The organism is Streptomyces sp. NPDC002676 (assembly GCF_053592455.1).
The window spans coordinates 1305546-1328166 of sequence record NZ_JBSFVT010000001.1 but is presented as its reverse complement, the minus strand read 5'-3'; the positions used below and the strand labels follow the sequence as shown (position 1 = coordinate 1328166).

General features: G+C 70.9%; 17 protein-coding genes. 3 read left to right on the top strand and 14 right to left on the bottom strand.

All coding sequences use genetic code 11. The features are described from left to right. Positions 1 to 24: 24 nt before the first annotated feature. Both ACWD3E_RS06260 and ACWD3E_RS06255 read right to left on the bottom strand, forming a co-directional pair. Positions 25 to 1650, bottom strand: coding sequence for a glycoside hydrolase family 13 protein (locus tag ACWD3E_RS06260; RefSeq protein WP_451386334.1), 1626 nt, complete (start codon positions 1648 to 1650; stop codon positions 25 to 27). 146 nt (positions 1651 to 1796) lie between these two features. Continuing rightward, the gene (locus tag ACWD3E_RS06255; RefSeq protein WP_451386508.1) at positions 1797 to 3068 is read right to left on the bottom strand and encodes an ABC transporter substrate-binding protein; all 1272 of its coding nucleotides are present in this window, start codon (positions 3066 to 3068) and stop codon (positions 1797 to 1799) included. 121 nt (positions 3069 to 3189) lie between these two features. Between ACWD3E_RS06255 and ACWD3E_RS06250 the strand changes: the two genes are divergently transcribed. Genes ACWD3E_RS06250 through ACWD3E_RS06240 form a run of 3 tightly spaced genes read left to right on the top strand, consistent with a single transcriptional unit; the run spans position 3190 to position 6736 of the window. Further along, the gene (locus ACWD3E_RS06250) at positions 3190 to 3705 is read left to right on the top strand and encodes a PadR family transcriptional regulator (protein WP_451386333.1); all 516 of its coding nucleotides are present in this window, start codon (positions 3190 to 3192) and stop codon (positions 3703 to 3705) included. Then, positions 3702 to 4451: an ABC transporter ATP-binding protein gene (locus ACWD3E_RS06245; protein ID WP_451386332.1), complete on the top strand. Its 750-nt coding sequence runs from the start codon at positions 3702 to 3704 to the stop codon at positions 4449 to 4451. The genes ACWD3E_RS06250 and ACWD3E_RS06245 overlap by 4 nt, the downstream gene beginning before the upstream one ends. A gap of 2 nt (positions 4452 to 4453) precedes the next feature. Further along, on the top strand, positions 4454 to 6736 hold the full coding sequence (locus ACWD3E_RS06240; protein WP_451386331.1) for an FtsX-like permease family protein: 2283 nt from the start codon (positions 4454 to 4456) through the stop codon (positions 6734 to 6736). A gap of 2 nt (positions 6737 to 6738) precedes the next feature. On the opposite strand, the gene pgi is transcribed toward ACWD3E_RS06240, so the two are convergent. The 12 genes from pgi to uvrC form a co-directional block, all read right to left on the bottom strand. Continuing rightward, on the bottom strand, positions 6739 to 8388 hold the full coding sequence (gene pgi, locus ACWD3E_RS06235; protein WP_451386330.1) for a glucose-6-phosphate isomerase: 1650 nt from the start codon (positions 8386 to 8388) through the stop codon (positions 6739 to 6741). An 83-nt stretch (positions 8389 to 8471) separates the two neighbouring features. Continuing rightward, positions 8472 to 9665 (bottom strand): MFS transporter, encoded by a 1194-nt coding sequence (locus tag ACWD3E_RS06230; protein WP_451386507.1) that lies wholly within the window; start codon positions 9663 to 9665, stop codon positions 8472 to 8474. Between the two features lie 207 nt (positions 9666 to 9872). Next, positions 9873 to 10160, bottom strand: a complete 288-nt coding sequence (locus tag ACWD3E_RS06225; protein WP_365159639.1) for an RNA polymerase-binding protein RbpA — start codon at positions 10158 to 10160, stop codon at positions 9873 to 9875. 257 nt (positions 10161 to 10417) lie between these two features. Beyond that, positions 10418 to 10648, bottom strand: coding sequence for a preprotein translocase subunit SecG (secG, locus tag ACWD3E_RS06220; protein WP_207927764.1), 231 nt, complete (start codon positions 10646 to 10648; stop codon positions 10418 to 10420). Positions 10649 to 10761: 113 nt separating this feature from the next. Beyond that, a complete protein-coding gene (tpiA, locus tag ACWD3E_RS06215) occupies positions 10762 to 11538 on the bottom strand; it encodes a triose-phosphate isomerase (protein ID WP_451386329.1) in 777 nt (258 codons plus the stop codon). A gap of 5 nt (positions 11539 to 11543) precedes the next feature. Then, positions 11544 to 12755, bottom strand: a complete 1212-nt coding sequence (locus tag ACWD3E_RS06210) for a phosphoglycerate kinase (RefSeq protein WP_451386328.1) — start codon at positions 12753 to 12755, stop codon at positions 11544 to 11546. A 153-nt stretch (positions 12756 to 12908) separates the two neighbouring features. Beyond that, on the bottom strand, positions 12909 to 13916 hold the full coding sequence (gap, locus tag ACWD3E_RS06205; protein WP_451351482.1) for a type I glyceraldehyde-3-phosphate dehydrogenase: 1008 nt from the start codon (positions 13914 to 13916) through the stop codon (positions 12909 to 12911). 298 nt (positions 13917 to 14214) lie between these two features. Beyond that, positions 14215 to 17178, bottom strand: a complete 2964-nt coding sequence (locus ACWD3E_RS06200; protein WP_451386327.1) for a M14 family zinc carboxypeptidase — start codon at positions 17176 to 17178, stop codon at positions 14215 to 14217. A 174-nt stretch (positions 17179 to 17352) separates the two neighbouring features. Further along, complete coding sequence (whiA, locus tag ACWD3E_RS06195; RefSeq protein ID WP_031166139.1) at positions 17353 to 18342, bottom strand: DNA-binding protein WhiA; 990 nt, start codon at positions 18340 to 18342, stop codon at positions 17353 to 17355. Continuing rightward, positions 18333 to 19403 (bottom strand): gluconeogenesis factor YvcK family protein, encoded by a 1071-nt coding sequence (locus ACWD3E_RS06190; RefSeq protein WP_451386326.1) that lies wholly within the window; start codon positions 19401 to 19403, stop codon positions 18333 to 18335. Before ACWD3E_RS06190 ends, whiA begins: the two co-directional genes overlap by 10 nt. Beyond that, positions 19400 to 20386, bottom strand: a complete 987-nt coding sequence (rapZ, locus tag ACWD3E_RS06185) for an RNase adapter RapZ (protein ID WP_451386325.1) — start codon at positions 20384 to 20386, stop codon at positions 19400 to 19402. Before rapZ ends, ACWD3E_RS06190 begins: the two co-directional genes overlap by 4 nt. Beyond that, a complete protein-coding gene (gene uvrC / locus ACWD3E_RS06180; protein ID WP_451386324.1) occupies positions 20383 to 22470 on the bottom strand; it encodes an excinuclease ABC subunit UvrC in 2088 nt (695 codons plus the stop codon). The genes rapZ and uvrC overlap by 4 nt, the downstream gene beginning before the upstream one ends. Between the last annotated feature and the right edge of the window lie 151 nt (positions 22471 to 22621).

The following is a 22621-nucleotide window of genomic DNA, read 5'->3' as shown; positions in this document are numbered from 1 at the left end:
GGTCACAGGGGATTGACGGAGGGATCAGAGGTCGGTGAGCCACCAGGCCGCCGTGGAGCCGGGCAGGACTCCGGGCGGGACGGGGCCGCTGGAGAGCAGCGGGGTGCCGGAGACCGGCGCGGGCGCGGCTGCCGTACCGAAGTTGACGGCGCAGACCAGGCCGTCGCCGCGGGTGAAGGCCAGAACGCCCGGCGGGGTGTCCAGCCAGCGCAGCGTTCCCTCGCCCAACTGAGGGAGTGAGCGGCGCAGTTGGAGGCCGTCGCGGTACAGGTGCCAGAAGGAGCGGGTGTCGGCGAGGGCGCGTTCGGTGGCGTACTCGGCGAAGTACGACGGCTGCGGCAGCCAGGGCTTGGCGCCCTCCGCGCCGGAGGTGAAGCCGAACGGTGAGGCCTGCCCGGACCACGGCAGCGGCACCCGGCAGCCGTCACGGATGCGGGCGCGGCTGCCGGTGCGGCGGAAGATCGGGTCGGTGAGGACGTCGTCGGGCAGGTCGACGACCTCGGGCAGGCCCAGTTCCTCGCCCTGGTAGATGTACGCGGCTCCGGGCAGCGCCAGCATCAGCAGCGCGGCGGCCCGGGCGCGGGCGGCGCCGACGCGGCTGCCCTCGACGGCGGGTTCGCCGTAGCGGGTGACGGTGCGGACCTGGTCGTGGTTGTTGAGGACCCAGGTGACCGTGGAACCGGTGCCGGCGATGTCCTGCATGGCCTCGGAGATGACCTTGCGGAAGGCGTCGGCGTCCCAGGGGGCGCCCAGCAGGTCGAAGAAGAAGGCCTGGTGCAGTTCGTCCGGTCGGACGTAGCGGGCGTGTTCGCGGGCGGTGGGGACGGAGACCTCACCGACGAGGAGGCGTTCGCGGCCGTCCCGGTCGGCGTACTCCTCGCATATGGAGCGCCAGCACCGCCACACCTCGTGCACCTCGGGCTGGTTCCAGGCGAGCGGGTTGACCGAGTCGCGGGTGCGGGCGTCGGCCTCGGGGTCGTCGGAGTCGGGCAGTTCGGGGTGCTTGAACAGCCCGGCGGCGACGTCGATGCGGAAGCCGTCCACGCCCCGGTCCAGCCAGAAGCGCAGGACGCGGTCGAACTCGGCGGGGATCCGGGGGTCGCGCCAGTTCCAGTCCGGCTGCTCGGGCGTGAACATGTGCAGGTACCACTGACCGGGGCGGCCGTCGGACTCCGTGACCCGGGTCCAGGCCGGGCCGCCGAACATGGCGTGCCAGTTGTTGGGCGGCTCGCTGCCGCCCGGGCCGCGGCCGTCGGCGAAGTGGAAGCGGGCTCGGGCCGGGCTGCCGGGTGCACTGTCCAGCGCCTCGCGGAACCAGGGGTGCTCGCCGGAGCAGTGGTTGGGGACGATGTCGAGGAGCACCTTGACACCGAGCCGGCGGGCGCTCGCCATCAGCAGGTCGAACTCGGCGAGGTCGCCGAAGAGCGGGTCGACGTCGCAGTAGTCGGCCACGTCGTAGCCGTGGTCGTGCTGCGGCGAGGGGTAGAACGGGCTCAGCCAGATGCCGTCGACGCCGAGCTTCTTCAGATACGGCAGCCCGGCCCGGACGCCGGCCAGATCGCCGATGCCGTCGCCGGTGCTGTCCAGAAAGCTGCGGACGTAGACCTGGTAGATCACCGCGTCACGCCACCAGTGGTACTTACTCAGCATGCATGCATGTTAAGTAGGCGTGTCGCACGGGTGTCAACGAAGAGACCGCAGATTACTGGTGAGTTGGGGGTGCGAATGCGGACTTAACGGGCATCATGCGCCGAGATGAGATCCGCGCGTTACTTAACAAGTAACTATGGGAGGGACTAGCGACGGGCGATCGCGTCGAGCTCGCGCGCGAGCCGGCGCACGGCCTGCCCGGGCGTCTGCCGCCCGGTGAGCGCGTCCTGCACCACCGCCTGCACGACCAGGCTGACCTGGTCGTAGTGCGCGCTCTTGGGGCGCGGCCGGGCGGTGAGTACGGCGGTGCGCAGGGTCGGCAGATAGGGGAACCGCCGGACGAGTGCGGGGTCCTCGTACAGCGCGGCGCGCACGGGCGGCAGCGCGCCCCGGGTGAGCACCTGGCGCTGGACGCGCTCGCTGGTGAGGTAGGCGATCAGGCGCACGGCCGAATCGGGGTGCCGGGCATGGGTGTTGACCGCGAGATTGGAGCCGCCGAGGACACTGGTCCCCGGCCCGTCAGGCCCGGGCAGCGGTACGGCGCCGATCTTTCCGGCGACCTTGGAGCCCTTGGCGGAGGCCACGGCGTAGGCGTAGGGCCAGTTGCGCAGGAAGAGCAGCTTGCCGTCCTGGAAGGCCTGCTTGGACTCCTCCTCCTTGTAGGTCAGCGCCTGCTTCGGGATCCAGCCCTCGCGGATGCCGCGGGCGAGGAAGCCGATGCCCTCGCGGGCGGCGGCCGAGTCGACCGTGACCCGTGTGCCCTCGCCGCCGAGGATGGTGCCGCCCGCCGAGTACACGGCCTCGGCCGCGTTGACGGTGAGGCCCTCGTACGGAAGGAACTGGCCCGCATAGCCGCCGAGTCCGTGCCGGGGCGCGATGGTCTTCGCGTCGCGCTCCAGCTCTGCCCAGGTGTGCGGCGGTGGCACACCTTCCTCGGTCAGTATGTCCTTGCGATACAGCAGGAGTCCGGCATTCGTGACATACGGGACCGCATACAGCCGTCCGTCGTACGTCGCCGTGTTCACGACCGGCGGCAGGAAGCTCCGCAGCGGGAACCGGTCGCGCGGCAGCGGGCGGATCCAGCCGGCCGCGGCGAACTCCGAGGTCCAGTTGACGTCGATGTTCAGGACGTCGAAGCGGCCCCGGTCTCCGCCGCGCAGATCGGTGGTCATCTGCGCGTGTGTCTCGTCGGCGGAGTCCGGCAGCTCGACGAGCGTGACCTTCTCGCCGGGGTGGGTGCGGTTCCAGCCCTGGAGCAGGGGGCCGAGATAGCCGGTGAGGTCGCCCGCGGTGGCCAGGGTGAGCGGGCCGCGACCGCTGCCGCCGCCCTCCTCGGCATGGGCGCCGGAGGCGACGTACCCGGTCATGATCACGGCGAGAACGAGGAGGCCCCTACCGGCGGCACGCATCCACCGCATAGGTTCCTCCTTGTACACCGGCACCGGGGCACCCTCGCCCCGGGTCAGAGGCATGTATACCTGTTAGGTATGGGCGATACTAGGGCCTGGAGCATATTGAGAGGACAGGAGGACAGCACGAGTGCGCCTGCCCCTCCTGGCACTCCTCGCACGCGGCCCGGCCCACGGCTACGAGCTGAAGCAGGACCTTGAGCAACTGCTGGGCTCCGCGTACCCTCAGCCCAACGTCGGTCAGATCTACGTCACCCTCGGCCGCCTGGAGAAGACGGGACTGATCGAGGGCGAGGACGTCGAGCAGTCCAGCCGGCCCAACAAGAAGGTCTACCACCTCACCGACGCCGGGCGGGAGGCGCTGCACGCCTGGTTCGAGGAGACCGAGGACGAACCGCGGGTGCGGGACGAGTTCTTCATGAAGCTCGCCGTCGCCCCGCAGACCGGTCTCGCCGACCAGATCGCCCTCATCAACAGGCAGCGGCGCCAGTACCTCAACACCATGCGCAACCTGTCGAAACTGGCCGCGGCCGAGAACCGGGACAACCGAATCGCCCATCTGCTGATCGAGGGCGCGATGCTGCACCTGCAGGCCGACCTCGACTGGCTGGAGCGGTGCCAGGAGGAACTGGAGGAGCTGGAGTGAGTGACCGCCACCCTCCTGTGCTGCGGGCCGAAGGCCTGGTCAAGACCCACCACGGTGAGGGCGCGCCCGCGCATGCCGTGCGCGGGGTCGACCTCGCCGTGGCACGCGGCGAGTTCGTGGCGATCACCGGGCCCTCCGGGGCCGGGAAGTCGACGCTGCTGCACCTGCTCGGCGGCCTGCAGCGCCCCGACGAGGGCAGCATCTGGCTCGACGGCCGGTGCACGGACTCCTTCAGCGAGGCCCGCTGGGCGGTGGAGCGCAGGAAGGCCATCGGGATCGTCTTCCAGTTCTTCAACCTCGTGTCGAACCTGTCCGTCGCCGACAACGTCGAGCTGCCCGCCCTGCTGGCCGGCGTCCCGCCGAAGAAGGCCCGCGCCGAGCGCGAGGCGCTCCTGGCCGAGCTGGGCCTCGACGGCAAGGAGCGCAGCATGCCCGGCGAGCTGTCCGGCGGCGAACAGCAGCGGGTCGCCCTCGCCCGGGCCCTGGTCAACCATCCGCCGCTGCTGCTCGCGGACGAGCCCGCCGGCAGCCTGGACAGCAAGGGCACCCGCGAGGTCATGCGCCTGCTGTCCCGCTTCCACGGGCGCGGCCAGACGATCGTGCTGGTGACGCACGACGCCCGGCTGGCGAGCGCCGCCGACCGGGTGATCAGCTTCTTCGACGGCCGCATAGCCGACGATGCCGCCCTGGACGGCACGCCGCCGCGCCGGGCCGGCATCTCCGGTGTGCTCGAACTCAGGGACTGACGGTGCGGGCCACTCTGCGCTGGGCGCACTCCGACCTGCGCACGCACCGTGGCGAGGCGCTGTTCCTCGTGCTGGCCACCGCCGGCATCGTCGCCTCGCTGCTGCTGGCGACGGCCCTGTTCGGCTACGCCACCAACCCCTGGCAGCGCACCTTCACCGAGACCCGCGGGGCGCACGTGTGGATCCACACGGCCGCGTCCGCGGACGCCCGAAGGCTCGCCCGCCTCGACGGCGTCGAGTCCGTCGCCGGCCCCTACCCCACCGAGACCACCACCGTCGCCGCCCGCGGCACCCGCGCCTCGGTGGAGCTGCGCGGCACCCCGGAACCGCCCTCCGTGGGCCGGCCGCTGCTCACCGCCGGGCACTGGTTGGCTGCGGCCGAGCCGGACGGCGTGATCCTGGAGAGCAGCCTGGCCCGGGCCCTGCTGGCGGAGCCCGGGGACACCCTCGCCCTGCCCGGCACCGACCGCACGCTGACTGTCGAGGGCATCGCGGACAGCGCTGAACCCCCCTACAGCCCGGGCGAGCGGCCGGGCCTGGTCTGGGCGCTGCCGTCCGTTGTGCGGTCGCCCGGCGGCCAGGTGATCGGGCTGCGGCTCGGTGACCCGGCCGAAACGGACTACGCGGTGCAGCGCGCCGTCACCGTGCTGGGCGCGGGCGCGATCGGCGAGGTCTCCACCTGGCAGCAGGCGCGTGCCGAGGCACAGGGCGACGACCGGCTGCTGGGCCAGGTGCTCGGCCTGTTCGGTCTGGGCGCCCTGATCGCTGCCGGGCTCGCCATGCACGGGGCGATCGTCACCCGTATCCGCGGCCATCTGCGCGACCTCTCCGTACTGAAGGCGATCGGCTTCACACCGGGCGGGGTGGTGCGGATCTTCCTGTTGCAGCACCTCGCGTACGCCCTTCTCGGCACCGTGGCCTCGGCGGCGCTCACCGAGGCGCTGGGCAGCCGGATACCCGGTCGGCTGGGCGATGCCGTGCGGGTGTGGCAGGGGCTGCCGGGGCACACCGTGGCGCTCTTCGTGGTTCCCGTGGGCGCGGTGCTGTTCATCGGCCTGACCACGGGTCTCGCGGCCTGGCGGGCGGGGCGGGTGCCTCCGGTGCCGGTGCCGCGGCCGTCCGCGCCGGCGGGTGGTCGGCTGACGGGTCCGGCCCGGCAGGCACTCGGGCTGCGGCTCCCGGCCGCGCTGGTCCTCGGCTGCCACAAGGCGTTCGCGGGGCGCGGCCGGTCGTTGGCCACCGTGGCCCGGCTGACGCTGCCGCTGCTGCTGATCGTGGTGGCGCTCAGCGCGTGGACCACCATCGACCGCTTCCACAGCAGCCCGGAGCACGTGGGCCTGCCGACAGCTCTCGCGGTCCGCTCGGACGGCGCCCTGGCCGCATCGGAGGTACGGGCTCTGCTGACGGGCGACTCCCGGGTCGCCGCCGCCTACCCGGGGGTCGAGGTGGCCGCGCTGGTCCCCGGGCAGACCGGGACCATCGCCCTGCGCGGCGTCGGCACCCGCGCCGAGCCCTACCCCTACGCCCTCGCCGAGGGCAGATCCGCCCGCGGGCCGGACGAGGCGGTGGCCGGTCAGGGGCTGCTGGACCTGCTGCACGCACAGGTCGGCGACTGGGTGCGGATGACGGTGGGAGACCGGCCGCAGATCCTGCACATCGTGGGCCGCAGCATCGAACCGCAGAACGCCGGCCGGGTGGTGACGACCTCCCTGGACACCCTCCGCGAGAACGACCCGGGGCTGTCCGCGGCCTCCTACGAGCTGCGCCTGCGCCCCGGCGCCGACCCGCAGCGCGTGGCAGCCGCGCTCACCGCGGCCGGCCGGGGCCACCTGGACGTGCACGCCGTGGCGAACCCCGCCGACGGGCTGTCCCCGCTGCGCGCGGTCGTCGCCGGGCTGGTCGCCGTCCTCGCCCTCATCGGGCTCGTCGAACTGCTCACCGCGATCGGCGGCAGCGTGCGGGAGAGCGAGCGGGACGTGCTGGCGCTCCTGGCGATCGGCATGGCCCCGCGCCAGATCACCGCGATCATCGTCACGGCGACGAGCTGTACGGCACTGGCCGCGGCGCTCGCCGGCACGGTCCTGGGGCTACCGCTCGCCCACCGGCTGATCGACGCCCAGGGCAGCTCCAGCGGCATCGGCGCGGGGATCGCACAGGGCCCGTCACCAGTGCTGCTCCTGTCGCTGGACCTGGCTGTGGTACTGGGTGCCGCTCTGCTGGCCGCGGTGCCTGCGTCCCGAGCGGCGAGACGCAGGCTGGCGGACAGCCTGAACGCGGTGGCCTGAGGTCAGCGCCCGCGCAGTGACCGGTACGTGGCGACCAGTGTCTTGGTCGACGCGTCCAGGCCCGGTACCTCCGCACCCTCGGTCAAGGCCGGTTCGAGGCGCTTGGCGAGGACCTTGCCCAGCTCGACGCCCCACTGGTCGAAGGAGTCGATGTTCCACACGGCGCCCTGGACGAACACCTTGTGCTCGTAGAGAGCGACCAGCTGCCCGAGGACGGACGGGGTCAGTTCCTTCGCCAGGATGGTGGTGGTCGGCCGGTTGCCCTGGAAGGTTTTGTGCGGGACCAGCTCCTCGGCGACGCCCTCCGCGCGGACCTCGTCGGCCGTCTTGCCGAAGGCGAGGGCCTGGGTCTGGGCGAAGAAGTTGGCCATCAACAGGTCGTGCTGATCCTTGAGTTCACCGCTCAGCTCGGCGACCGGCCGGGCGAAGCCGATGAAGTCCGCCGGAATCAGCTTCGTGCCCTGGTGGATCAACTGGTAGTAGGCGTGCTGCCCGTTGGTGCCGGGCGTGCCCCACACGACGGGCCCGGTCTGCCAGTCGACCTGCTTGCCGTCCCGCGCCACGTACTTGCCGTTGGACTCCATGTCCAGCTGCTGCAGGTAGGCGGTGAACTTGGACAGATAGTGGCTGTAGGGCAGCACGGCGTGCGACTGGGCGTCGTGGAAGTTGTCGTACCAGATGCCCAACAGGCCGAGCAGCAGTGGGGCGTTGGCCTCGGCGGGTGCGGTGCGGAAGTGCTCGTCGACCAGGCGGAAGCCGTCGAGCATCTCGCGGAAGCGGTCCGGGCCGATGGCGATCATCAACGACAGGCCGATCGCGGAGTCGTACGAGTACCGGCCGCCGACCCAGTCCCAGAACTCGAACATGTTGGCCGTGTCGATACCGAACTCGGCGACCTTCTCCGCGTTGGTCGACAGGGCGACGAAGTGTTTCGCGACCGCGGCCTCGTCACCGAGGGCGTCCAGCAGCCACTTCCGCGCGGAGGTGGCGTTGGTGATCGTCTCGATGGTGGTGAAGGTCTTGGAGGCGATGATGAACAGCGTCTCGGCCGGGTCCAGGTCGCGGGTGGCCTCGTGCAGGTCGGCGCCGTCCACGTTGGAGACGAAACGGACGGTGAGGTCGCGGTCGGTGTAGCTGCGCAGCACCTCGTAGGCCATGGCGGGGCCGAGGTCAGAGCCGCCGATACCGATGTTGACGACGTTCTTGATCCGCCTGCCGGTGTGGCCGGTCCACTCGCCGGAGCGGACGCGGTCGGCGAAGCCGGCCATCTTGTCGAGGACGGCGTGCACCGCCGGGACGACGTTCTCGCCGTCGACCTCGATCACCGCGTCGCGCGGGGCGCGCAGCGCGGTGTGCAGCACGGCCCGGTTCTCGGTCGTGTTGATCTTCTCGCCGCGGAACATGGCGTCCCGCAGGCCGAAGACGTCGGTGGCGGCGGCCAGCTCCCGCAGCAGCCGCAGCGTCTCGTCGGTGACCAGGTGCTTGGAGTAGTCGATGTACAGATCGCCGACCCGCAGGGTGTACCCGGCGCCGCGCTCCGGGTCGGTGGCGAACAGGTCGCGCAGATGGGTGTCGGCCAGCTCCTCGCGGTGCTTGGCGAGGGCGGTCCATTCGGGCGTCTGGTTGAGCCTGGTACGGCTGTCTGCGTTCATTTCCGACTTCAGCCTTCTTTCCTGCCTGTCCGTGCTGCGTGGTGCTGCGCACCTTGCCCCGCTGCCGCTCCCAACCTAGTTGATCAGGGCGCGACCTGACGCCTTGTCGCGCCGTCATGCGCCGCGGCGACAGATACGTCCGGCCTGCCCGCCGGTATCAACGAGGTGACGGCGAGGGCGAAGAGCACGGCAGCGAGCAGGGCCGGCCCGTTCAGGCCGTACGCGCGGGCGGCGGCGCCGCCGAGGAGGGCGCCGAGCGGGGCGCCTGACGTCGAGGCCGTGCGGAAGGCGGCGGCGATCCGGCCCACCATCGCCTCGGGGCTGCGCTGCTGCATCAGCGTCACCTGGTTGACGTTCCACACCATGCCCATCGCGCCCAGCAGCAGCATCCCGGCGACGAGCGCGGGCATGTGGCGGACGGACCCGATGAGCAGCAGGGAGGCCGTCTGGACGCTACCGGCGACCAGCAGGGCCCGCACCCGGCCGGTGCGGCGGGCGATGCGCTGCGCGAGGAAGCCGCCCGAGATGCTGCCGAGGGAGTAGGCCGTCATGGCTGCCGCGTATCCGGCATTGCCCGCGTGGAGCCAGCGCGTGACGTGCAGCGCAAGGGTGGCGATCAGGGCGCCCATGCCGATGTTGCACAGCAGGGTGGCCGCGCAGGTCGCGCGCAGGGCCCGGTCGCCCCACAGGGCGCGCAGGCCCTCGGCGATCTCCGTGCGCAGGGTGCTGCCCGCCTGGCGCGGTGCCCGCTCGGGCGGCCGTATCCGCAGGGAGGCCACCAGGGCGGCAGCGGTGAGGAACGTGCTCGCGTCGGCCGCGAACGGCACGAAGGCGCCGGCCGCCAGCAGCAGCGGCACGAGCGGCGCGCCGAGCAGTCCGCCGGCGAGCTGCTGACCGGTCATCAGCCGGGCGTTGGCGCCGCCCAGGCTCTCGCGGTCCACCAGGGAGGGCAGCAGGGCCGTGGCGGCGTTGTCGAAGAGCGTCTGGAGCGTGGTGAGCGCGAAGGCGAGCACGAGCAGCAGCGGGATCGAGGCGTGGCCGAGTCCCACGGCGAGCGCGAAACCGGCGACGAACAGCCCCCGTACGGTGTCCACGGCCCACATCGCCCGCCGCTGGTCGACCCGGTCGGCGACGGCCCCGCCGAGCAGCCCGAACAGCAGCCAGGGCACGTAGCCGCAGGCGGTCACGGAGGCGATGACGAGGGGATCGTCGCTGAGGCGCACGGCGAGCAGCGGCAGCGCGGACGTCCGTAGGGCGTCCCCGAACCGGGAGACCACGGCGGCCGTCCACAGCCGTCCGAATCCCCCGCGCCACGCGGGCGCGCCCGCGTCCGCACCGTCCGCCGCCGTCACAACTCCCCCTCGGAATGACCGGAATACACCGATGCACACACCGTAGAGGGCACCACTGACAACCGGTCGGCCCCGAGCGGGCGCAAACGGCTCCGGCCAGGCGCCCGCGGGCACCCGGCCGGTTCTGAAGTCCTAGATCTCGCCCCGCAGTTTGGCGAGCGCCTCGGCGAGGATCGCCTCGCCGTCCGCGTCGCTGCGCCGCTCCCGTACGTACGCGAGGTGCGTCTTGTACGGCTCGGTGCGCGGCGGGGCCGGCGGGTTGTCCTGGTCCTGACCGGCCGGGAAGCCGCAGCGCGGGCAGTCCCAGGTGTCGGGGACCTGCGCGTCGCTGGCGAAGCTCGGCTGCGTCTCGTGCCCGTTGGAGCACCAGAAGGAGACGCGCAGCCGGGGCGCGGACTCGCCGCGCTCGGCCTCGCCCATCGGCCCCGCCCCGACCCGGCTTCCTCGGATCGCGTTGCCACTTGCCACGGTGTAACTCCCTGCGTGATGGTGCCGCGAAGCGAGTCGGCGTTTCGCTTCGTTGCGAGCGCCTCAGTCTACGTAAGGCCCAACGCGCGTCCAGTGATTGGAGTTACAGGCCCCATACCTAGACGCAAGCCCCATGATAGGCCGCGCTCAGGAGCGCGTACCGAACATGGGGCCTTACGTACGGAATGTATGTGCTTGTGCGAGGCTGTTCAGCTGTTCGTCTTCATCAGCAGGCCGAGGACGACGATGCAGGCGAACCAGAGCAGACCGATCACGATCGTGATCCGGTCGAGGTTGCGCTCGGCGACGGAGGAGCCGCCGACGGACGACTGCATGCCGCCGCCGAACATGTCGGAGAGGCCGCCGCCCTTCCCCTTGTGCATCAGCACCAGCAGCATCAGCAGCAGGCTGAAGACGATCAGGGCGATCGAGAACCCCAAAACCACGGCTGGACCAACTTCCTCGGATTCGGATGGACGACGGGGGCACAGCACCACGGCTGTGCCCCGCAAGGGTACGACGTATCGCCGCTACCGCCTACTCACGGACGGGTTCACTGATCGCGGAAACGCACGATCTTGACGAACTCGTCGGCGTCGAGCGAGGCACCGCCGACCAGAGCGCCGTCGATGTCGGCCTGCGCCATGATCTCGGCGACGTTGCCGGCCTTGACGGAGCCGCCGTACTGGATGCGGACCTTGTCGGCCACGTCCTGCGAGTACAGCTCGGCGATCTTGCCGCGGATGGCGGCGCAGACCTCCTGGGCCTCCGCGGCGCCGCAGACCTCGCCGGTGCCGATGGCCCACACGGGCTCGTAGGCGATCACGAGGGTCTCTACCTGCTCGGCCGGGACGTCCTTCAGGGCGCCCTCGACCTGGGCGAGGCTGTGGGTCACGTGGTTGCCCGCCTGGCGGACGTGCAGCTCCTCGCCGACGCACAGGATCGGGGTGAGGCCGTGCCTGTAGGCGGCCTTGACCTTGGCGTTGACGAGTTCGTCGGTCTCGTCGTGGTACTGGCGGCGCTCGGAGTGGCCGATGGCCACGTACGTGCACCGCAGCTTGGCCAGCATCACGCCGGAGATCTCTCCGGTGTAGGCGCCGGAGTCGTACGCCGAGAGATCCTGGGCGCCGTACTTGATCTTGAGCTTGTCGCCGTCGACCAGGGTCTGCACGGAGCGCAGGTCGGTGAAGGGCGGCAGGACGGCGACCTCGACGGCCTCGTAGTCCTTGTCGGCCAGGGCGAAGGCGAGCTTCTGGACGTGCGCGATGGCCTCGAGGTGGTTGAGGTTCATCTTCCAGTTGCCCGCCATCAGCGGCGTGCGCGTGCTCATCTAGGTCAGTCCTCCAGTGCGGCGAGGCCGGGGAGCGTCTTGCCCTCGAGGTATTCGAGGGAGGCGCCACCGCCGGTCGAGATGTGGCCGAACGCGTTCTCGTCGAAGCCGAGCGTGCGCACGGCCGCGGCCGAGTCACCGCCGCCGACGACGGTGAAACCGTTCGAGTCGACGAGGGCCTGGGCGATCGCCCTGGTGCCCTCGGCGTAGTCGGGGTGTTCGAAGACGCCCATGGGACCGTTCCAGAAGACGGTCTCGGCGTCCGCGAGCTTCGAGGCGTAGAGCTTGCGGGTCTCCGGGCCGATGTCCAGGCCCTCCTGGTCGGCGGGGATGGCGTCCGCGGCGACAGTGGTGGGGTTCGCCGGGGTCTTCCCCTTGAGGTCCGGGAACTCCGCGGAGACCAGGACGTCGACGGGGAGGAGGAGCTCCACGCCGTTCTTCTCGGCGCGCTCCATGTACTCGGTGACGGTCGGGATCTGGTCCTCCTGGAGGAGGGAGATACCGACCTCGTAACCCTTGGCCTTGAGGAAGGTGTAGGCCATGCCGCCGCCGATGAGGAGGCGGTCGGCCTTGCCGAGCAGCTGGTCGATGACGGCGAGCTTGTCGGAGACCTTGGCGCCGCCGAGCGCGACGACGTAGGGGCGCTTGACGTCCTCGGTGAGCTTCTTCAGGACGCCGACCTCGGTGGCGATGAGGTAGCCGGCGTAGTGCGGCAGGCGGGCCGGGAGGTCGTAGACGGAGGCGTGCCTCCGGTGCACCGCACCGAAGCCGTCGCCGACATAGATGTCCGCGAGGGCGGCCAGCTGGTCGGCGAACTCACCGCGCTCGGTGTCGTCCTTGGAGGTCTCGCCGGGGTTGAAGCGCAGGTTCTCGATGACCGCGACCTGGCCGGGCTGGAGGCCGCCCACGGCTTCGTGGGCGGCGGGGCCGACGGTGTCCTGGGCGAACGCGACCGGCGCGCCGAGGAGCTCGCCGAGCCGCTCCGCGGCGGGCAGCAGCGAGAAGGCCGGGTCCGGGGCGCCCTTGGGACGGCCCAGGTGCGAGGCGACGACCACCTTGGCGCCCGCGTCGGCGAGGGCCTTCACGGTCGGCAGGACGGCGCGGATACGGCCGTCGTCGGTGATGACGCCGTCGGCGAGCGGGACGTTGAGGTCGGCACGGACGAAGACCCGCTTGCCGTCCACGCCCGCGGAGAGAAGTTCGTCGATGGTCTTCATGTCAGGGGACTCCTGTGGAGGGCTCTTGATCCTACGGGGCCTGATCTTCGCAGGTCGGCCGGGGGGGGGCTGTACGCACGTCAGGGCCCGGACAGCGCGACGTTGCGCTGCCCGAGCCCTGCATTCACGCATCAGCCGGCCTGCTGCGGCCGATCAGAGCTGGTTGCCGACGAAGACCGTCAGGTCCACGAGGCGGTTGGAGTAGCCCCACTCGTTGTCGTACCAGCCGATGACCTTCACGTTCTTGCCCTCCTGGACCATGGTCAGGGAGGAGTCGAAGGTGCAGGACGCCGGGGCGTTGACGATGTCGGAGGAGACGATCGGGTCCTCGGTGTAGTCGAGGAGGCCCTTGAGCTCGCCCTCGGCGGCCTTCTGGAAGGCGGCGTTGACCTCTTCCTTGGTGACCTCGCGGCCGAGCTCGACGACGAGGTCGGTGACCGAGCCGGTCGGGACCGGCACGCGCATGGCGAGGCCGTCCAGCTTGCCCTTGAGCTGCGGCAGCACCAGGGCGGTGGCCTTGGCGGCACCGGTGGTGGTCGGGATGATGTTCTCGGCGGCGGCACGGGCGCGGCGCAGGTCCTTGTGCGGGAAGTCCAGGATGCGCTGGTCGTTGGTGTACGCGTGCACCGTGGTCATCAGACCCTTGACGATGCCGAAGTTCTCGTCCAGGACCTTCGCCATCGGCGCCACGCAGTTGGTGGTGCAGGAGGCGTTGGAGATGACGTGGTGGTTCGCCGGGTCGTACTTGTCCTGGTTGACGCCCATCACGATGGTGATGTCCTCGTCCTTGGCCGGAGCCGAGATGAGGACCTTCTTGGCGCCGCCGGCGATGTGCTTCGCGGCGTCGGCCTTGTTGGTGAAGATGCCGGTCGACTCGATGACGATGTCGACGCCCAGCTCACCCCAGGGGATGTCGGCCGGGTTGCGCTCGGAGAGCACCTTGATGGTGTGGCCGTCGACGGTGATGGTGTCGGCGGTGTGGGAGACCTCCTGCTTCAGGCGGCCCAGGATCGTGTCGTACTTGAGCAGGTGAGCCGTGGTCGCGGTGTCACCCAGGTCGTTGACAGCCACAACCTCGATGTCCGCACCCTGCTCCAAGAGCGCCCGGAAGTAGTTACGCCCGATGCGGCCGAAGCCGTTGATGCCTACGCGGATCGTCACGAACCGATCTCCTCGTTGGTACGCCGGCCATGCGGTGCCGGCGAGCTCTATTTGGGATGTCCCCGACCACCCACGACCCTACCTCTCTGAGGCCCCCTTGGTGACATCCAGATGCCGCATACAAGGGCAGGGGGTCCGTACCCGCCGGTAGGGGTACGGACCCCCTCGGATCGGGGGTTGTTTCGCTCGCTTTTGTCAGGAAATGACGGGCACCGTTGACCGTCTTTTCACTCGTTCGTGAGCGGGTCGGCTCACCTGATCGGTGCCCCTTTCGCGCACCGTTGAGAGGGGGTTGTGCTCACCTGTCGAGTGAGGCGAGCGCCTTCGTCATCAGGGCGGCCCGATCGGCCGCCGACGGCACCTGTTCCAGACCGAAACCGAGCAGCACGGTGTCGTCCGTGGTGACCGCTCCGTAGGTCCGGAAGAGGGTTCCGGTGCGCGTCCAGTCCTTGAGGACGGCCGGGCTGCCCGCGGGCGGTCCGGCGACGCTCCAGGGACCCAGGGACGTCTCGAAGCCCTCGGTCTCCTTCGCGACGGTGCCGACGACGAGCGAGGCGTCGTCGGCGAGGACGCCGTGCCCGCCGGTGCCCGGGTCGGTGATGTAGCTGATCGAGAGCTCGACGGACTTCCCGGCGTACGCGCTCAGGTCGAAGCTCACCTGCTGCCAGCCGCCGGAGCTGCCGGTGAGGCTGTTCCACGAGCCGGTGGTGCCGGTCGCGGTGCAGGCGTTGTCCGCGAGCGTCAGGTAGTGCCTGAGCCAGGGGTGCTCGCCGATCAGGAACCCGGCCCCGCACTCCTCCGGTACGGCCGTCCGGGTGGCCCCGCCGGCCTCCGGGAGGGTCGTCCAGTCGTCGGCACCCACGGTGTGTGCCTCGACCACCGCGTGGTCGTAGCCCGGCTCGGTGTCCCACAGCAGCCGTGTGCTCAGGGCGGGCTTGTCGGCGGCGCTGACACCGGTGAGGTCGATGGTGCGGGTGAGGCGCTTGTAGGCGTCGTCGGTGTGCACGGCCGCGGCCATGTAGGAGCCGGTGTAGGGCCCGTACGGGTTGACCGTCCCGGCGAACTGTCCCGCGCCCGCGCTCTTGAACTGCGGGTACGTGGCCGCGGGCAGCGCCTCGGAGGTGACGCCGTAGGTGCCGGCCCGGTCCAGGGGGTTGCCGGGCGCGTCACCGAGGACGCCGGTGTAGCCGTCCAGGGTGCCCGAGCCGTTGAAGCCGGTGGCTCCCTTGGTCGACGTACGGGAGTACGCGCCCAGGTAGTACTGGCTGAAGTCGTCCGACAGGGTGCCGCGGCCGAGGTCGACGCTGCCGCCGGCCAGCTCGCCGGCCTCGATCAGCCGGCCGCCCTCGTTGAGGTAGGCACGCAGCTGGAGCTGGGTGGCGTTGCCCGGGCCGTTCGCGCCCGAGTAGTGCACGACGGTCTTGAAGTGCTTCAGCACGGCGAGCGCGTCCGGGGCGCCCTGGGTGGCGACGTCCCACACGATCGCCCTGCGGCCCGCGGCCTTGAGCGCGTCCACGTACGCCTGCGCCTGTGTGGCCGCCGCGCCCTCCTCGGCGACGACGAGGGTGTCGGCCTTCGGCCGCTCGGCGACGGTGTACGTGAAGTGGGAGCCGGCGAGCTTCCTGCCGTTCCTGGTCTTCCCGGTGAACCACACCTCGACCTTGTCGCCGGGTGCGCCGTCTTGGACCTTGGCGCGGTACTCGTCGAAGTAGAGGTTGTCCTTGCCGCCGTAGGTCTCGCCGCCCTTCCAGGGCCTGAGGTCCTGGTCGTGCGTCCGGCCGCCGTTGACGCGGTACTTGAGTTCCTTGTCGCGGACCGCCTTGCGGACGACGACGGAGACCTCCTGGTCGTGGCCCCGGGAGTACGAGGTGGAGAACGTGGCCGGGGTGAAGTCGGCGGCGCTCAGGCCGACCGAGGAGACCGGTCGGTCGGGATGGGCGGCGGTCTCGGCGACGGACAGCGCGAACGGGATGTTCTTCTCGAACTCCTGCTGGATCAGCTTCTCGTCGTCGGGGAAGTTGAAGACCGACTGGCAGTCGTCGGCGTTCCAGGCGTCGTTCGGGTCGAGGTCCGACGCGCTCTCGCAGGTCGACATCTCGGGGGTGAACATCGCCATGCCGTTGACGTTCGAGGCATGGCCGTCGGCCTCGCCGTTGGTGGTGTACAGCTCCGAGGAGACCTGCGAACGGTAGCCGGGGATGGCCGGGTTGTCGGGAGTGCCGGCGAGCGCCTTGTAGAGCACGTCGTCGGGGGTCGGGGTGGCGACCTGCCAGCCGACTCCGTAGAGGAGGAGTTCGGCGGCGGAGTGGTAGTTGACGCCGTACCGGAACCCGATGCGCTTCTCGAAGGAATCGAGGGCCCGGGTCTCGGGCTCGGACTCGGGGCTCGCGCCGCGGTAGGTCTGGCTGGTGGGGTTGGGGGACGAACCCTCGTCGTCATAGCCCCACTTGTAGGCGAAGTTGCGGTTGAGGTCGACGCCGTCACCCGTGCCGATGACACCGTCGCCGTTGACGTCGCGCAGGTTCTTGCGCCACAGGCGGGTGGTGGAGTCCTTGAAGGTGTAGTCGTAGCCGTCGGGGTTGGCCGAGATGACGAACCACAGCTCGGTCGAGTCGACGATCTGCTTGATCCGCCGGTCCGTCGTGTAGTGGTCCAGGTAGTAGTGCATCAGCCGCCGGGTCATCTCCGGCGTGATCCACTCACGCGCGTGCTGGTTGGACACGTACAGGACGGCGGGCCTGGAGCCGTCCTGCGACCTCTTCGCGCCCCGGGTCAGCTTGAGCGCGAGAATGTCCTGGCCGTCGACGGTCTTGCCGATGGACTCGACCTTGGCGAGGCCCGGGTGGGCCTGGGCGGTCGCGAGGATCTCCTGTTCGAGTCCGCCGTTTCCGCTGTAGGGCCGGAACACGCCCTGGGAGGCGCCCTCGACGCGCGCCGCGGCCTTCGCCGAAAGGGTGTGCTCGGTGAGGCCGACGCCCTGTTTCCTGAGCTGCTGGGCCTGCCGGTCGGTCAGATAGACCTCGACGGTGCTCTTTCCACCCGCGGTCACCTGCTCGCCGAGTTCCTGGCCGTCCTGCCCGGCCTTGAGGAGCAGCGGTAGCTGCTTCTGGGTGATGTCGGCACGGAAGACCTTGACCTCGGCTCCGTCGTCACCGGCGGACCTGACCGGACTTCCGCTCTGTGCCTGGGCGATGGGTGCGAGGCTCGCTCCGCCGAGCAGGAGCGCGCCGACAGCGAGGATCGATCTCGCTCTGTGTCTCATGAACCCCCCTAGCCGTGGTCCGCCGCAGCGGCGAACTTCTGCCAGGCTCATGACAGTTCATGATCGAGTCAAGAGCGCCTCATTGAAGCGTAAACGGGAGTTCGCCCGGCCATGCGAACGCCGATGCCGACGCCCCAAGTGGGCTTCGGCACCGGCGTGTTGAGAGAGGGCGGGTCAGCCGGCCAGGTTGTCCGCCAGCTCCTCCGAGAGGTTGGCCTCCGTGCCCGGGATGCCCAGGTCGGCGGCCCGCTTGTCGGCCATGGCCAGCAGCCGGCGGATCCGGCCCGCGACCGCGTCCTTGGTGAGCGGCGGGTCGGCGAGCGCGCCCAGCTCCTCCAGGGAGGCCTGCTTGTGCTCCATGCGCAGCCGGCCGGCGGCGGCGAGGTGCTCGGGCACCTCGTCACCGAGGATCTCCAGGGCCCGCTGCACCCGGGCACCGGCGGCCACGGCGGCACGGGCCGAACGGCGCAGGTTGGCGTCGTCGAAGTTGGCGAGCCGGTTGGCGGTGGCCCGCACCTCGCGGCGCATCCGGCGCTCCTCCCAGGCCAGCACGGACTCGTGCGCGCCGAGCCGGGTGAGCAGCGCGCCGATCGCGTCGCCGTCGCGGACGACCACCCGGTCCACGGTGCGCACCTCGCGGGCCTTCGCGGCGATGGACAGCCGACGGGCGGCACCGACCAGCGCGAGCGCGGCCTCCGGGCCGGGGCAGGTCACCTCCAGCGAGGAGGAGCGGCCGGGCTCGGTCAGCGAGCCGTGCGCCAGGAAGGCGCCGCGCCAGGCCGCCTCCGCGTCACAGGTGGCCCCCGAGACCACCTGCGGGGGCAGACCGCGGATCGGGCGTCCCCGGCCGTCGACCAGACCGGTCTGCCGGGCCAGCTGGTCACCGCCCGCGACCACACGCACGACATAGCGCGAGCCGCGGCGCAGCCCGCCGGGCGCCATCACGATCAGCTCCGAGCTGTGGCCGAAGATCTCCAGGATGTCCCGCTTGAGGCGGCGGGCCGCCATCGCGGTGTCCAGCTCCGCCTCGATCACGATGCGCCCGCTGACCAGGTGAAGGCCGCCGGCGAACCGCAGAATGGCGGAGACCTCCGCCTTCCTGCAGCAGGTCCGGGTGACGGGGAGCCGGGAGATCTCATCCTTCACCGCTGCCGTCATCGCCATGGGCCGATCCTTCCATGCATCCGAAAAATACGGTCGTACGCGGCGGCCAACAGCTCCGGGTCGTGCCGGGGTGAACCGTCGGGCCGGGCCACCGGGGCCAGCTCGACCGCGGCTCCGAGCCGCTTGGCGGCCTCGGTGAGCGAATCGCGGTCGGGCACGGCAGCCTCGTCGGCCAGCACCACGTCCAGGGCGAGTTTAGGGGCGTGTCGCCCCAAAACCTCCAAATGACGCTGCGGGGAGAAGCCCTCGGTTTCTCCCGGCTGCGGCGCGAGGTTCAGGGAGAGGACCTTGCGTGCCTTGGTCTCGGTGAGGGCATCCAGCAGCTCGGGGACGAGCAGGTGCGGGATCACGGAGGAGAACCAGGAGCCGGGGCCCAGCACCACCCAGTCCGCGTCCAGGACCGCGGCGACGGCCTCCGGGACGGCGGGCGGGTCGTTCGGGACCAGGTGCACCGACTGCACCTCGCCGGGCGTGAGCGCCACGGTCGCCTGCCCGCGCACCGTGTCGACGTCGTCCGGGCGCTCCGGGTCGTGTCCCCTGACCAAGGCCTGCAGCTCCAGCGGCACGGCGGACATGGGCAGCACCCGCCCGTGCGCGCCGAGCAGCTTGCCGACCAGGTCCAGGGCCTGGACGTGGTCGCCGAGCTGCTCCCACAGGGCGACGATCAGCAGGTTGCCGACCGCGTGCCCGTTGATCTCGCCCTGGGACTGGAAGCGGTGCTGGATGACCCGGGCCCAGGTCTGGCCCCAGTCGTCGTCACCGCACAGCGCGGCCAGCGCCTTGCGCAGGTCGCCGGGCGGCAGCACGCCCAGCTCGTCGCGCAGGCGCCCGCTGGAGCCGCCGTCGTCGGCCACGGTGACGACGGCGGTGAGGTCACCGGTGATCCGGCGCAGCGCGGCGAGCGAGGCGGACAGGCCCATGCCGCCGCCGAGGGCGACGACCTTGGGCTGTGCGCCGCGACGGCGCGGCCGGGCGCCGCGGGGCTCGGCCGCGGCGCGGCCCGCGCGCCCCTCCGGCACAACTCGGCGCAGCCGGCTCAGCCGCCGTGTACGTTCCGTCATTCCCGTCCCATGTCCCGGTGCACGATCACCGTCTCCACGCCTTCGGCCGCGAGACGCGCGGCGAGCTTCTCCGACACCGCGACCGAGCGGTGCTTGCCACCCGTGCAGCCGATGGCGATGGTCACATACCGCTTGCCCTCACGCCGGTAGCCGGCCGCGACGAGCCTGAGCAGCTCGGCGTACCGGTCGAGGAACTCCTTGGCGCCGGGCTGGTTGAAGACGTAGGCGGAGACCTCCTCGTTGAGCCCGGTGAACGGGCGCAGCTCCGGCACCCAGTGCGGGTTGGGCAGGAACCGCATGTCCGCGACCAGGTCGGCGTCGACCGGCAGACCGTACTTGAAGCCGAAGGACATCACGGTGGCCCGCAGCTCGGGCTCCTCCTCGCCCGCGAACTGGGCGTCCATCTTCGCGCGCAGCTCGTGCACGTTGAGGCTGGAGGTGTCGATCACCAGGTCGGCGTCGCCGCGCAGCTCCCGCAGCAGCTCGCGCTCGGCGGCGATGCCGTCCACGATGCGGCCGTCTCCCTGGAGCGGGTGCGGGCGGCGCACCGACTCGAAGCGGCGCACCAGGGCCTCGTCGGAGGACTCCAGGAAGACGATGCGCCGGGTGACGCCCCGGGTGTCGAGGTCGGCGAGGGACTCACGCAGGTTGTCGAAGAACCGCCGGCCGCGTACGTCGACGACGACCGCGATCCGCGCCACGTTGCCCTGGGAGCGGGCGCCCAGCTCCACCATGGTGGGGATGAGGGCGGGCGGGAGGTTGTCGACGACGAACCAGCCGAGGTCCTCCAGACACTTCGCGGCCGTCGACCGGCCCGCTCCGGACATGCCGGAGATGATCACCAGCTCGGGGATGGCCGCCTCGGGGGCGCCGGCCGGTGTGGCGTCCGTACTCACCTGTGCTCCGTCTTCCTGGGGCGCCTGCTCCGGCGTCCCCACGACCGCCTGTTCTCGGTCCGCTGTGGGCTGTGCGTGCTCGGTCATGTCTCCTGCCCCCGTCGTTCGTCCGGGTGTCCCGCGTTCACGGGCTCCCCCGAGGAATCCCCCGTCGTATCGGGTTCCTCGTCTTCAATGATCTCTCCGGTCGCCGTGTTCACGGCGGGTGCGGCCGGGACCGCCCGGGCGAGGGCCGCGGCGATGGTCTCGGCCGTCTTCCTGCCTATCCCGGGCACTTCCTGGATCTGCTCGATTGTGGCGGACCGGAGCTTCTTCACCGAACCGAAATGCTTGACGAGCGCCTGTTTGCGCGTCTCGCCGAGGCCGGGCACGTCGTCCAGGGGACTGGAACGGAAGCGCTTGGCCCGCTTCGTGCGCTGGTAGGTGATCGCGAAGCGGTGGGCCTCGTCACGGACGCGCTGGAGCAGGTACAGGCCCTCGCTGGTGCGGGGCAGCACCACCGGGTCGTCCTCCCCGGGCACCCAGACCTCCTCCAGGCGCTTGGCGAGGCCGCAGACGGCGATGTCGTCGATGCCCAGTTCGTCCAGGGCGCGCCGGGCGGCGGCGACCTGCGGCTGGCCGCCGTCGACCACGACGAGCTGGGGCGGATAGGCGAACTTCCTGGGGCGGCCGTCGTCGTCCTTGAGGCCGTTCCCGAGGCCGCCCTCGGTCTCGGCCTCCTCCTCGACCCACTCGCCGGTCTTCTCCTTCTCGGCCAGGTAGCGCCGGAAGCGGCGGGTGATCACCTCGTGCATGGAGCGCACGTCGTCCTGGCCGGTGCCGTGCCAGAGCTGCGTGTCTCCGACACGACCCTTGATCTGGAAGCGCCGGTACTCGCTCTTGCGCTGCAGCCCGTCCTCGAAGACGACCATGGAGGCGACCACGTCGTCACCCTGGAGGTGCGAGACGTCGTAGCACTCGATCCTGAGCGGGGCACTGTCCAGGTCGAGGGCTTCGGCGATCTCCTCCAGGGCGCGCGAGCGCGTGGTCAGGTCGGAGGCGCGCTTGGTCTTGTGCAGGGCGAGCGCCTGCTGGGCGTTGCGCTGCACGGTCTCCATGAGCGCCTTCTTGTCGCCGCGCTGCGGGATGCGCAGCGACACGTTCGCGCCGCGGCGGCCGGTCAGCCACTCCTGCACCGGCAGGGCCGGCTCGGGCAGTGCCGGGACCAGAACCTCCTTGGGCACCGCGTCCCCGGTCTCCTCGCCGTACAGCTGCTGCAACGCGTGCTCGACCAGGGCGCCGGTGGTGACCTCCTCGACCTTGTCGGTCACCCAGCCGCGCTGGCCGCGCACCCGGCCGCCGCGCACATGGAAGATCTGCACGGCCGCCTCCAGCTCGTCCTCGGCGACGGCGATGAGGTCGGCGTCGGTCGCGTCGGCGAGCACGACCGCGTTCTTCTCCATGGCCTTCCTCAGGGCCTCGATGTCGTCCCGCAGGCGCGCGGCCCGCTCGTACTCCATCTCCTCGGCCGCCTCCATCATCTGCTTCTCCAGACGACGGAGGTACGTGCCGGTGCGCCCGGCCATGAAGTCGCAGAACTCCTCGGCCAGATCCAGGTGGTCCTCGGGGGAGATCCGGCCGACGCAGGGGGCGGAGCACTTGCCGATGTAGCCGAGCAGGCAGGGCCGGCCGGTGCGGGCGGCGTTCTTGAAGACACCGGCCGAGCAGGTGCGCACCGGGAAGACGCGCAGCAGCAGGTCCACGGTGTCCCGGATGGCCCAGGCGTGCCCGTACGGCCCGAAGTACCGGACACCCTTCTTCTTGTGACCGCGCATCACCTGCACGCGCGGGAACTCCTCGTTCATCGTCACCGCGAGGTACGGGTAGCTCTTGTCGTCGCGGTACTTGACGTTGAACCGGGGGTCGTACTCCTTGATCCAGGAGTACTCCAGCTGGAGCGCCTCGACCTCCGTGGACACCACGGTCCACTCCACGGACGCGGCGGTGGTCACCATCGTCCGGGTGCGCGGGTGCAGGTTCGCCAGGTCCTGGAAGTAGTTCGCCAGGCGCTGGCGCAGGCTTTTCGCCTTTCCGACGTAGATCACCCGGCGGTGCTCGTCACGGAACCTGTACACCCCGGGAGAGTCCGGGATCTCTCCCGGCCTAGGGCGGTAGCTGGAGGGGTCGGCCATGTCTCACACCCTACTGGCGAGCACCGACACCGCGTCGGGCCTGTGGACACCGCCCGCACCCGTACGGCTCAGGACCCCGTGCCCTCCGGGATCCGCCCGCGGCACACCGCGCCCGGCGGGCGGGCGCCGACCCCGGCGATCATGGGCGCTG